The sequence below is a fragment of the Chryseobacterium sp. C3 genome, from assembly GCF_014218905.1.
In the GTDB taxonomy this organism is placed as follows: Bacteria; Bacteroidota; Bacteroidia; order Flavobacteriales; family Weeksellaceae; genus Chryseobacterium; species Chryseobacterium mucoviscidosis.
Genome location: NZ_JACLCU010000003.1, coordinates 200423 through 212995 on the forward strand (window position 1 = coordinate 200423; position 12573 = coordinate 212995).

Annotated in this window: 13 protein-coding genes; 10 read left to right on the plus strand and 3 right to left on the minus strand. The window is 33.9% G+C overall.

Going from position 1 to position 12573, the window contains the following annotated elements:
• Positions 1-89 precede the first annotated feature (89 nt).
• From H6W53_RS08090 to H6W53_RS08110, 5 genes are all read left to right on the plus strand, one after another.
• Positions 90-500 carry an acyl-CoA thioesterase gene (locus H6W53_RS08090; protein WP_087710920.1) on the plus strand — a complete coding sequence of 137 codons (411 nt, stop codon included), beginning with the start codon at positions 90-92 and terminating at the stop codon, positions 498-500.
• Positions 501-602: 102 nt separating this feature from the next.
• Positions 603-1451, plus strand: coding sequence for a prephenate dehydratase (gene pheA, locus H6W53_RS08095; protein ID WP_116098199.1), 849 nt, complete (start codon positions 603-605; stop codon positions 1449-1451).
• Between the two features lie 323 nt (positions 1452-1774).
• Entirely contained in the window at positions 1775-2509 is a 735-nt protein-coding gene (locus H6W53_RS08100; RefSeq protein ID WP_185205929.1) for a hypothetical protein, read from the plus strand.
• Positions 2510-2624: 115 nt separating this feature from the next.
• Positions 2625-4829, plus strand: coding sequence for a DUF2339 domain-containing protein (locus H6W53_RS08105; RefSeq protein WP_185205931.1), 2205 nt, complete (start codon positions 2625-2627; stop codon positions 4827-4829).
• Between the two features lie 117 nt (positions 4830-4946).
• Positions 4947-5387 carry a hypothetical protein gene (locus H6W53_RS08110; RefSeq protein ID WP_185205933.1) on the plus strand — a complete coding sequence of 147 codons (441 nt, stop codon included), beginning with the start codon at positions 4947-4949 and terminating at the stop codon, positions 5385-5387.
• Between the two features lie 811 nt (positions 5388-6198).
• Here H6W53_RS08110 and H6W53_RS08115 read toward each other — a convergent pair.
• The 3 genes from H6W53_RS08115 to H6W53_RS08125 all read right to left on the minus strand — a co-directional run bounded on the left by H6W53_RS08115 (position 6199) and on the right by H6W53_RS08125 (position 9143).
• Positions 6199-7476 carry a replication-associated recombination protein A gene (locus tag H6W53_RS08115; RefSeq protein ID WP_185205935.1) on the minus strand — a complete coding sequence of 426 codons (1278 nt, stop codon included), beginning with the start codon at positions 7474-7476 and terminating at the stop codon, positions 6199-6201.
• Positions 7477-7793: 317 nt separating this feature from the next.
• Positions 7794-8540 carry a DUF6261 family protein gene (locus H6W53_RS08120; RefSeq protein ID WP_185205937.1) on the minus strand — a complete coding sequence of 249 codons (747 nt, stop codon included), beginning with the start codon at positions 8538-8540 and terminating at the stop codon, positions 7794-7796.
• A 207-nt stretch (positions 8541-8747) separates the two neighbouring features.
• Positions 8748-9143, minus strand: coding sequence for a helix-turn-helix domain-containing protein (locus H6W53_RS08125; protein ID WP_185205939.1), 396 nt, complete (start codon positions 9141-9143; stop codon positions 8748-8750).
• Between the two features lie 224 nt (positions 9144-9367).
• Between H6W53_RS08125 and H6W53_RS08130 the strand changes: the two genes are divergently transcribed.
• From H6W53_RS08130 to H6W53_RS08150, 5 genes are read left to right on the plus strand one after another with little or no spacing between them, the layout of a single operon-like run.
• A complete protein-coding gene (locus H6W53_RS08130) occupies positions 9368-10132 on the plus strand; it encodes a hypothetical protein (RefSeq protein WP_185205941.1) in 765 nt (254 codons plus the stop codon).
• 4 nt (positions 10133-10136) lie between these two features.
• Positions 10137-10670: a hypothetical protein gene (locus tag H6W53_RS08135; RefSeq protein WP_185205944.1), complete on the plus strand. Its 534-nt coding sequence runs from the start codon at positions 10137-10139 to the stop codon at positions 10668-10670.
• A gap of 13 nt (positions 10671-10683) precedes the next feature.
• On the plus strand, positions 10684-11259 hold the full coding sequence (locus H6W53_RS08140; RefSeq protein ID WP_185205946.1) for a DUF6705 family protein: 576 nt from the start codon (positions 10684-10686) through the stop codon (positions 11257-11259).
• 2 nt (positions 11260-11261) lie between these two features.
• A complete protein-coding gene (locus H6W53_RS08145; RefSeq protein WP_185205948.1) occupies positions 11262-11831 on the plus strand; it encodes a DUF6705 family protein in 570 nt (189 codons plus the stop codon).
• A gap of 39 nt (positions 11832-11870) precedes the next feature.
• On the plus strand, positions 11871-12488 hold the full coding sequence (locus H6W53_RS08150) for a hypothetical protein (protein WP_185205950.1): 618 nt from the start codon (positions 11871-11873) through the stop codon (positions 12486-12488).
• The last annotated feature ends 85 nt before the right edge of the window (positions 12489-12573 follow it).

The following is a 12573-nucleotide window of genomic DNA, read 5'->3' on the forward strand; positions in this document are numbered from 1 at the left end:
ACAAAGGTCTAATTTTTTTATCTTAAAAAAAAATATTGTGGATATTGATTATTTAAAAATATATTTGTATGTATATAAAGAAGCTTAAGATGATACATACAACACACTCATTAAGAGTACGTTACGGAGAAACAGACCCTATGAAATACGTTTATTACGGCAACTATGCCGAGTATCTGGAAATTGGAAGAGTGGAGCTTTTCCGAAGCATAGGAATGTCTTATAATGAGATTGAAAATCAAGGAATTTGGCTGCCTGTTTCCGAGTATAAAATTAAGTATTTACGACCTGCTTTTTATGATGAAAAATTAGAAATTCATACGTACGTAAAAAAAATTCCGGGAGTGAGAATTGAATTTGAATATGAAATCTTCAACGAAGAAAATATAAAGATCACAGAAGCTTCTACTACTCTATTCTTTTTGGATGCCAAAACCAACAAAGTGGTGAAGTGTCCGGATTATCTGATGAAACTGATTGAGGAGAACTGGAAGGAATAACACAAACAAAAGCACATACACAGAAGATTAAACTTTTAAAAGTACAAATTGAGCGGCTTATATAAATTTCGCTATATTTAAATAAATAATAACAGAGATATAATGAAGATTGCATTTTTGGGACCGCAGGCAAGTTTTACACAGCTTGCTGCCACCCAGCTTTTCCCGAATGAAGAACTTTTACCACAAACCAATATTTTAGACTGCTTTACTGCGGTAGAAGCCGGAGAGGTTGAAAAAGCCGTTGTTCCGCTGGAAAACTCCATCGAAGGAACGGTTTCCATGACGCTGGATTATCTTTACAAAACACCGGATATAAAAATACAGGCTGAAGCCGTAATGCCTATTGCGCATCATCTGATGATTCATCCTAACTGTGATGAAGCAGATATTGAAAAAATATATTCTCATCCGCAGGCTTTAGCGCAGAGTTTTCATTTTCTGGATAAAACATGTAAGGAAATCCCGAAACAGGAGTTTTCTTCCACTGCTGCTGCTGCAAAACACGTTTCTGAACATCCGGACAGAAATCTTGCCGCGGTCGCGAATCAGTTTGCAGCCAATTTATACGGTCTGAAAATTATCCACCGGAACATACAGGATTTTGAACAAAACCATACGAGATTTATTGTTATTTCAAAAAAGCAGGAAACTTATGACAATAAAGATTTGGAAATTTTAGGAGAAAAATCCGGATTGCTGATTACCCTTCCGGAAGATCATGCGGGAGGTCTTCATCAGGTGTTGTCTGTTTTTGCATGGAGAAAGATGAACCTCAGCAAGATAGAATCCAGAACGCTGAAAACAGGTCTGGGAAATTACTTTTTTTACATCAATGTATCCGGAATCTGGGAATCAGCACTTTACAAAAACGCTTTGGAAGAGCTTAAAGCACTGAATGTAGAGGTAGATTTCTTAGGAAATTACAGAGAATATATTCTAACGAGTTAATTTATAAGTACATATTTGTAATTTTTTTAAAATATTTCATATTAAAGAGATTTAATAAGTTATTTTTGGTTGTAAGCAGAAAAAAAACTAACTTTACTATAATTATGTTCATAAAATATTGATTTTCATATTTTTCATAATGTAATATAATTGAAATTTATCTTCAAAAAAAGCAATACAACAGGGTTATAAATGCGTTTTTAATAATTTTTCATCAATTGTTGAAAAAAAATAAAATTTAACATATTTATTGCATACTATTTGATGTAAATTGAAAATAACTAACTGAGACTAAAACCATTAACTAATTTAAATTTTATAGCATGAAAACTAAAATCTACAGCTTACTTTTAGCGACGATGTCAACTTTAGCTTTTTCTCAAAGTGGATGGGTTGGTATTGGTACTCCGAATCCTCAGGCTAGTCTTGATGTTAACGGAACAATGAAAATCAGACAAACACCTGCTGCTCCCACTCTTCCGGGTTATCAGGTTCTTGCTGTCAATCAGAATACCGGTGGAGACGCTCAGGTCGTACAGGTTTCCCCACAGGTTATTTCAGATTATGTTATTAATTCGGGAATAAATACTTCGGTATATTCAGCGAAAAAAACTTCAGGAATTACTCTTATTAATATCGGAATCCTGCCTAACGGTTTCAGACCGGTTAACTTTTTAGTGGCAGAAAAAACAACGGGAACCTCATCTCTTTTCTCAGATTCCGATGGTAGTTATACTGCTCCATCTGCAGGAATCTATGCCATTGGCTTTACTTTCAGATACGGAACGGGGCTTCAGTCCGGAGTACTTACCACACCTCCAAGTATTGCGATTTTAAGAAACAGAGCCGGAACAGGAACAATTATCGATACTAGAGAATTCAGCGGGATCAATCTGGGATTGGTGAGCTTAACAATTTCTGAAGGAAGCATTAATTCTTTATACCCTCTTCAGGCAGGAGACAAAATATCTTTCGGACTTACAAATAATTCTTTGCTGGATTTAGGTTTATTAGGTTCAAGCACTGGTTCATTCTATATTTATAAAGTATCCAATTAATTTTTTTATAGTTCAAATATTACTTTAGAATTAATCCGCCGTACAGCAACTTACGGCGGATTAATTATATGGTATTAAGTTTATTGTTATATTTGATATAACCAAAAGTCTAAAAATGATTTATTCGATCGTTATTCTCCTCATTTTATGTATTCTGATCATCTTTACTCATCTGAACAGCAAAATCAGCAGACTGGAGGAAAAAGTTTCGGAATTGAGTTCAAAATTAAATGCTGAAAAGCCAGAAGTAAAAAAAGAAGAAGAAAACCACCAGAAAATTTCTTTGGCTGTACAGAATGCAGAACCTACACTTCATGCAGAGCAGGATATTATTCCTGAACTGGAAGGAAAGGACTGGATGAATATCATTTTCGAATTTCTGAAACAAAATGCTTTAACGATTATCGGGATCTTTACATTGGTTTTAGGAATCGGCTATTTCGTAAAATATGCGATTGATAAAAACTGGATCGGAGAAACGCTGAGAGTGGGAATCGGATTCTTTTTAGGAGCTGTCATCATTTCGCTTGGTCATTTTTTGAGGAAAAACTATTCGGTCTTTTCATCTATCATTACCGGAGGCGGGATTGCCGTTTTATACTTTACCGCAACCATTGCTTTTCGGGAATATCATTTATTTTCGCAGAATATTGCTTTTTCCGTTACCTGCCTTATTACTTTAATCTGCATCGCACTCTCCTACTATTATAAAAGTGAAATTCTTATTATCTTTTCTTTATTCGGAGGATTTTTAGCTCCATTAATGGTAAGTTCCGGACACAGCAACTATCTGTTTCTGTTTACCTACATTACCGTTCTTAATCTTGGAATGCTTGCCGTTGCTTTTCTTAAAAACTGGAAGAGTATCGGATGGATCGCTTTTATCTTTACTTATGTTTATCTTTTGTACTGGACTTTTGAGACCACACAGCTTTTAAGCATTTATTTTTATATTTCCGGATACCTTATTTTCTATTTTTTTGCCTTAAAAAATTACTTCAGGAAAGAAGTTATGTCTTCATCCGATATTCTGATGCTTGTTCTAATTAACTTTACCAACATCATCGGACTCGCTTATATTTTTGATCAGCTTGACTATGAACCGGTAATTATTTTTCCGCTGATTTTTGCTTTGGTGAATTCCACTTTACTGTTCAGGGAATATTCTCAAAAGAATTTTGGAATTAACTACTCTGTTTTTGCAGCCATTACAGTGAGTCTTTTAACATTAGCTGTTGCATTGCAGTTCAAAACCCATCTCATTACGAGTGTTTGGGCTATTGAAGCAACGCTTCTTCTCTATATATGGAAGAAAACCAACCTTGAAATTTTCAGAAAATGTTTTAATGTTCTCTTTCCTTTGGTCATCATTGCACAGATTATCACCTGGACAGAATATATCGATGCAAAAAGCCTGAATATTGTTTTCAATCCTGTATTTCTTACAAGTTCCGTGACGTTGGTTACTACATTTTTCAATTTATTTCTACTGAGAAAACATCCCGATCACGACGAAAAAATTAATGATTTCTTTGAATATTTATTTTCGATATTAAGCTACAGCGTGATCTATTTTGCGATTCTGCTGGAAATCATGTATCATATTTCAGCGCAGCCGTGGATTGTAATCTTCAGTGTCGGAATGATTTTTACGCTGTATTATATTTTTGCAATTCTACTGTTCAGGAAAAAACTGGAAATCCCGAAACCTGCGGAAACCAATCTTATTTATCTTTTCTGTGTATTGATTATATTGGATACAGTAATTTCAGGTCCGGGAATTGTCTCCAATTTTTTGCTGCATAAAATATCGTCTGGCTTTTACGGACTTTATCTTCTCTATTGGGTTCCATTCATTTATATTATGGTGAAAGTGTTGCCACGATCTCACTTCTTAACTGCAAAATTATCTTACTGGATGATTTCTCTTGCTGTTATCACTGCATTAAGCTTCGAATTGTACAACATTTATATTTTGCTGAATGCCGAAAAAACATCAGATATCCAAGCTTTAAGAAAACATTTCGGTCTTCTTTATCTTCCGATTATCTGGGCGGTTCTTTCCTGTATTTTTATTTACAGAGGATTGAAGAATAATATTTCAGAATACAGCAAAATCGGTTTTGCACTGGTTGCCGTTACCATCCTGAAACTGTATCTGTATGATGTGTGGGAAATGGATAATGTATCCAGAATTATAGCTTTTATCATTCTGGGCGTCATATTATTATTAAGTTCATTTCTATTTCAAAGGCTTAAGAAAATCATTAAAAATCTGGTGGAAACGAAAGAAGATAAGCCGGAAACTGAAAATTTATAGTTTTACAAAAACTTTTATCGATAAACAATCGTTAAAATATTATGAATTTTTATTTACATTTTGTAAAAAATACCTATATTTATCAAGTTTTTAATAGTCATTTATTCAAGAAACATTATGAAAAAAATTCTCTACTCTTTTTTATTATTATCTTCTGCTACGCTGTTTGCTCAGAAGAATACAGCTACAAAATTTGCAGTGGCAAATGATATTGTAGGAACGGTAGATATGTTTAATACTCATTATAAAAGTTCTGTACAAAGCTCTAAAGCTTACAAATCTTCAACAGAACTTCCGCAAAACCTTAAAAAATTCGATTATATTGCAGATAACGGATTGGTAGAATACAAGCTGAAAAGCAATCAGCCTGTATTAGACAGAATGCCTGTAAACGAACTGAATGCGCAGTTCGGGCTTCCTGCAGATACACCGGTACTTATTGACGGATATGAGTTTACCAATACAAAAACGATGGTATACGGAGACATCATCAATAATGCGCAGGTTGTTACTAACAACGGTAAGAAAATGGTATCGGTAACGACTTCTAAAAAGTAATTTCTCAGATCATATTTAAAGAAAAGGATGCCCAATTTGAGCATCCTTTTTCAGTAATATTGCTTAAAGCTTTTCTTTTGAGAACTTTAAATATTCTTATTATTTAAGGTAATGTGGTCAAAAATAGTTGGTGTTTTTCACAAAAATAATTCGTAATATTTGGCTGTTGATTGGAAGAGGAAATGAGCAATGCTGAGGAGCAACTCATCAGCAATACAATCAACGCTGTAAACAATAGTTTAGAGGATGGCTTTTGCCATCCTTTTTTTTCAAATTATTGGAACAGCACTATGGCTTAAAAACCTTTTACGAACGACGCTTACTGTTTTGCTTTCCCAAAAAAATCACATCCATACTTTTTGAAACTCCAACAACGATATTTTTTGAATTTTCAGCTACAAAAAAAGTTTATTGAAACAAAGTTCAATAAACTTACTGTATCATTAGTAATAATAAGCGTTGCGAAGAATTTCACCAACTATTTTTGACCATTAAACCTTATTTAACCTGAGTTTAGGATAAGTCTTCTTAACCGCAAGGTTAAACAAAAAGATTCAATTATCAAGAATTCAACTTTTAAGATATACAAAGGCGTAAAACTTATCAAAGTAATACCATTTTTGTGTTTTCTAAATAAACGAAGTGCCTTTGTTTAGCTTACCAACTTTCAATAAGTAAAAAAATCTTTTGTTTTTCTTTGCGATAAATTAATACAATGCTATAAATCAATTTTTTTAAATTTATTTATTATCCCGAACTGAGGTTATTTATGATGTTTGTCTTTTGTCTCTTTTGCGGTTAATGAATAGTTTCAGTATTTATTGTTCCATTTTTTCTTTAATTCTTCGTAGATCTTCTTTTCGGTGGCGTTGTTTCCCGGTTCGTACAATTTTACCTCTTTAATTTCTTCCGGCAGAAAACTCTGATCTACAAAGTTGCCTTCATAAGAATGCGCATACTTGTACTCCTTTCCGTAATCCAGATCTTTCATCAATTTCGTAGGCGCATTTCTTAAGTGTAAAGGAACAGGAAGATTTCCCGTTTTTTTAACCAATGCCAAAGCTTCATTAATCGCCATGTACGTTGAATTGCTCTTTGGCGAAACCGCAAGATAAACCGCCGTTTCACTAAGGATAATTCGTGCTTCAGGATTTCCGATCACGTTCACTGCCTGAAAACAGTTGTTGGCGATTACCAATGCATTCGGATTGGCAAGACCGATATCTTCGGAAGCCAGAATCAGCATTCTTCTTGCAATGAATTTAATGTCTTCTCCTCCTGCAATCATTCTTGCCAGCCAATACACCGCACCGTTCGGATCGCTTCCGCGCATGGATTTAATGAAAGCCGAAATTATATCATAATGCTGTTCTCCGTTTTTATCGTAAAGCGCCATCGTTTCCTGCAAAACTTCAAGCACATCTTCATTTTTAATTTCTGATTTTCTGGAATTTTTATATTGATTTAAAACCAACTCCACAGAATTAATCAGCTTTCTTGCATCGCCTCCCGAATATTGGATAAAAGCTTCTTTTTCAGTGATTTTGAACGATGTTTTTTCATCCTGATTGAATTTTTCGGAAGCTGTATCAATCAGTTCTTCCAGTTTTTCATAAGTTAATGCTTTTAAAACGTAGACCTGACTTCTGGAAAGCAAAGCCGAAACCACTTCAAAGCTCGGGTTTTCGGTTGTGGCACCAATCAGAACAATCCAGCCTTTTTCTACGGCATGCAGAAGAGAATCCTGCTGAGATTTATTGAAACGGTGAATTTCATCAATAAACAAAATCGGCGATTTTCCGGAAAAAAGATTCTGCTTTTTGGCGTCTTCAATTACATCTCTTACATCTTTCACTCCCGAAGAAACCGCAGAAAGTTTATAGAATTTCCTTCCCGACTTTTCAGAAATGATTTCCGCCAGAGTGGTTTTTCCGGTTCCGGGAGGTCCCCAGAAAATAAGAGAATTCAGGGAATTGTTTTCCAGCATTTTCCGGATCGTGCCTTTTTCTCCGGTTAAATGTTCCTGCCCGAGAACATCATCCAGTGTTTTGGGTCTTAATTTTTCAGCTAATGGAATATTTTGGTTCAAAATTTAATGTATTGTTTATATCAACTTCTTTTAGTACATATTAAATCTGTTTAAACTTTTTATTTAACCGCAAAAGTGACAAAAGATGACTGAACTTTTTATTTAAAGCTGATGATTATCAATGAAAAACTTACCATAGTTTTTAAAAATCTTTGATTTTTATCCTTTTTAGCGCTTTCATTATTATAGAAAATCGCTTTAACATTGTCTTCTGTGCGTTTTGTGGTTAATTCTGAAATTAGTTTAAAGTTTAATACAACGTAAAGATAAGGATATGTTTTCTCAATAAAAAACCCGTCGGTATAGACGGGCTAAAATTATTGTAAAGGAGGATTTTCATTTTTTTGGGGTACCGCTCCGGTTTCTTTTCTGTTCACAAGAAGTATATTGTACTGGTCTATAAGCGCATTGAGCTGATTAATGACCCTAGTATATGGCGATGGCGGAGTTTCTACCAAAAGATGAAGCGCATCGATCCTGTCTCTTAAAGCATAATATGCCGCATTGGTTTCTTCTCTTTTTCCTTTAATGGTTTCAGGACTGGCGTCTCCGTATTCCTGTGTACGGGCAAGATACTTTGTATTGAAGAACTCATTAGCTGTTTTCAGCTCATTCACCCATGCTGAAAGGGAAAAGAATGCAACAGCATCGGTAAGCTCCGGTTTACTCTCCCAATCCCGGATCATGTTATTAAGAGTAGCTGTTTCTGCCTGATAATTGAGTCGTGCAATACCGCTTCCGTACAGTGCCATATTATCAAGAAGCAGTCTGGCTTTCTGCTTTTTATCTGCTTCATAATGGTAAGACTGCGATTGCAGAAAATAGTTTATTCCTATGATAGCGTTATCCCTCCTCTCGTCCAGCAGCATAATTTCTGCGGTAGTTTCACTGGCAAGTGCTTTTTTGAAGAGTGCTTCCAGCTCTGCAATTTTGGATGTAAAAACAGAAAGCTTGGTATCTATCTGTAAGCCAGCAGGATTATTAAGGTTAATAATAGCGGTAAAATCTTTGGCATATTGCAGGTATTCTGCATTCCTTAGTTTTGGAAGGTCAATAGAATTCATTTGTATTTATTTTTATTAAGATAAAATATTGTTCTTTATCGTAAAATCTGCTGAGGGGGCAGATTTATTTTTTCGGGGGTTCCCGAAAGTTCCCTGCACAGTGCAGGAGGTTTTCGGATGCTTCCGAAAGCTCCGTGCAGGGCGCAGCGGGTTTTCGGATTGCTCCGGAGCGTGGCTGTCTGCCGCAGTAAACTTTCGGAAAAAAGACTACGCTTTGCTTTCTCCTTTACTTTTCCAGAAGTCGATCTGGTCTTTCAGCTCCTGATTTCTTTCCTGAAGCTCTTTGATGCGTTCTTCGTATTGCTCAATGAGTTTTTCTGAAGCATTATAATTATTGGTCTGATTTTGAATCATTCCGCTCCCACTATCATTTGTTTGGTCATTATTATTATTTACCTGAACATATCCTTCGTCTTTCATTAGATTATAAATATCCGTTTCATAGAATTCAGAGATTTTCAGCAGATTGTCAATTCCCGGTTTGGTCTGGTCGCTTTCCCATTTGCAGTCTGCAGTCTGCGAAACATCAAGCTCCATGGCTACCTGTGTCTGCGACAAATTTCTTCCTATTCTCAACTCCCTGAGTTTGGTTCCTAAAGACATATTCTAACAATTTTCAGCTAATTTACTGTTTTTTATATTTCAAAATTAAAACTTTTGTGGTGGATTTTAAAACTTTTGTTGTAGGCAAGAGGAAAATAATACTTTAGTTTTGCCGTTGAACACATATAGATCGATTTTTTTAATATATCTGGTGCAACCAAAACAAAAAAATGCATCTTATAATAAAAAGAATTATATTTAACCCATAAAAAAACAAAATGACCATGACGAAAAAAATGATTTCGTGGCTGTCTTTCATGGCAGTGTTTCTTTTTCTCCTGCACTCCTGTGTGCACGATGAGATCTATTCTTCTTCCGATCCTGCATCCAGAGAATACCATTCTAAAAGTGTTTTTAAAGAAGATGAAAAGTACATTAAAAATGTAATGGACATCTATTTTGAAAATGAAGAAGCGATTAAAAAAACTACAGGAACCCCTCTTTGGGATTATGCCATGACGATGGGGACGATGGACGAAAGTTTCCTTATTGTTCCTGTAGCGGATGGAAAAACCGTTATTACATGTCTACAGGTTCCCCGAAAAGGAAACTATGTTCGTTTTTTATACGATAATGATCGTGAACATATTAAATTTTTCCAGAATTACCTTTTATCCGAAAAAAGAGAGCCTGTAAAGCAGGAGCCTTATAGTAATCCCACAGGAAAAGGACTTGCAGAATGTAAAGTAACCGCCGTATCTATGTGGTATCCTGCAGACGAATATGGATCTAACGCGGGATATTGGGAGACCAATTATATCATTACCTGCCCTCCTGAACAAACCGATGGAGACGGCAATGAGTCGGGACCTGGTGATACTATTTATCCTTATCCGGGAGGAGGTGGAAACCCGAATCCGCAGAATCCTAAAACGCCCTGCGAGAAAACAAAGAACTTGCTTACAAAACCCGATGTACAGGCAGTTGTTAGCAACTTGAAAAACCACCTTAGCAGCGCGCGCAGGTGGCGAAAAGGGATGGAAATTTAATAAAGTGGGAAATCCTACGGAAACTTCCAATAATAGTGAACATAGTGTTACAGTAGGAGATCCCTCTCTCATAAATGGTACTTACCACAATCATACAGGAACAAAAGTTGATATTTTTTCAGCTACTGATATTGCTACTCTGATTGAGATTGCCCGATATCAAAGTATAGGAAATGCGGGAAATGCATTTTCAGGTTTAGTTGCCCCCAATGGTATACATTATGTAATATACTTCAACGGAAGTCATGCTGATCTACCACCTTCTGGAAGTTATAGTGAAACTGATAAAGATGTTTGGAATATTCAAATGTGGAGACTTCAACAAAAGCTGATTAAAGAAAATGATTATTATGATAATATCAATGGAAAAAAAGTAATTAATACCAAAGGACTAGAAGTAATTTTTTTTGATACTATTAAAAAAATGGGATTAAATTCTAAAATAATATTACAAAAAATAGATAATTTAACAAACAATATTACAACTGTAACTCAAAATTCTGATGGTACTATAATACCAGTTCCGTGTAATAATTAAAATTAAAAAAGGCATGAAAAATATTTTAGCAATACTATTTATATTATTATTAACAACCTGTAAATCTCAACAAGTTTTACCATTAAATGGTTCAGTTGTTAATTCTCCGATTAATTCATATTTTAAAGATATAAATAATGAATTAGATTTTTACGTTGGAAATTGGAAAGCAAACTTTCAAAATAAAACAATGATTTTAAAAATTACAAAAGCATTACATAGACCTTTTGAAATGCTTGATAAAAATTATTTTCAAGACCAATTAATTATAAGGTATGAAATTAAAGATATAAATGAATCTGTATTACAGACAACCTTAAATAGAAGTTTTACTGATCAAAATGACGTCAAGCTTTTAATAGAAAGCTCTGGTACCGAATCTAATGGAGACATAGTAAATTTGCTATTCGCTGGAGGAAATTGTAGTGTTGGAATTGGTGAAATTATATTAAAAAAGATAAATAATACACAATTTTATTGGAGCTATTATCCAGGAACTACTACTCGAAATGATATTACCTGTCCTCCAAATCTGGATTATAACATTTATTTGCCTGAAACAGAAAATTTAATTTTTACAAAACAATAGTATTGAAAATATTAGTAACATATTCATTAATATTTGTTATGCTTTTCTGTAAAGCTCAAGAATATCCATTAAATACATTTCCTTCAGATATACCAGACAATTCATATATAAAAGATTATAATAATGAGTTAAATCCTTTTACAGGTATTTTTAAATCAACTTATAATGGTAATGAGGTGACACTTTATATATCAAAAAATATTAAAAGACAATTTACTCGTAATGGAACTACAATATCTCACTATTTTAAAGATGCATTATTAATAAAATTTATTATTAAGGATTCATCAGGCAATACAATTCAAAATACTGTTGATAACAACAATGATAATAGACATTTTATAGCAAACACATTTATAATGCCATCCCAAAATATTGCAAAATTTTATTACACTGGTGCAGGTTGTGGTATTGGTTGGGGAAGTATAGACATTAAGAAAATAAATAACTCTCAAATCTCTTGGTCATACTATCCAAATAGTACGGCAATAAACAGTGTAAATTGTCTTAATCCAATAGAGACAGCAATTTATCTTCCTGAAACAGAAAATTTGATTTTCACCAAACAATAAAGGTAAGCCTCTTCGGAGGCTTTGTTTTTCAAATAAATTATGAAAAAAATATCAATTATTTTAATACTACTGATTGCATTTATGAGCTTTTCACAAAAGCCCAAAACCTATTATTTTGATGAAAATCAACAGGAGATTTCAAAATCAGAGTTTGACAAAAGAGAATCTGGCTGGAAAACAGGTTATTTAAAAAGATATTTTTCAGATCTTAAAAATGCAAATACAGAAGTAGCAATTATTTTTCGAGCTTTGGAAAAAGGTGTAATATCCAAAGAAGCACACAAAGAAGCCATAGACTATATTAATAAGATTACTAATGCAGGAATAGATGAAGAGTATACTATTGCAATCTGTTATTTTTTTAAACCTATAAATGAAGCTCAAGAAATTGTTGCTCATCAGTCTTCACAAAGACCCTACACAAATTTTTTCCGTAAAAATAAGAATGTTTTCAATATTTTCATGACAGAAAAAGGGTATCAGAGCGATGTAAGAAATGCTTACGAAGATAAAGAAGGAAAGATAAAAGATTTATTTTTTAAATATCCTTTTGATCATGGAAATTATATTGTTATTAAGCCTGATGGAAGTTTTCAAAAGCGAATCGAAGAATATAACTATCATGAAATTCTGGATTTTATAAAAAATAAAGACTGAGAAAGTTTTCAAAAAGTATTAGCAGGAGGCTATCTAAAAAGGGCGGACTCTTTTTAACCAAACATATTATGAAAAACTATTATCA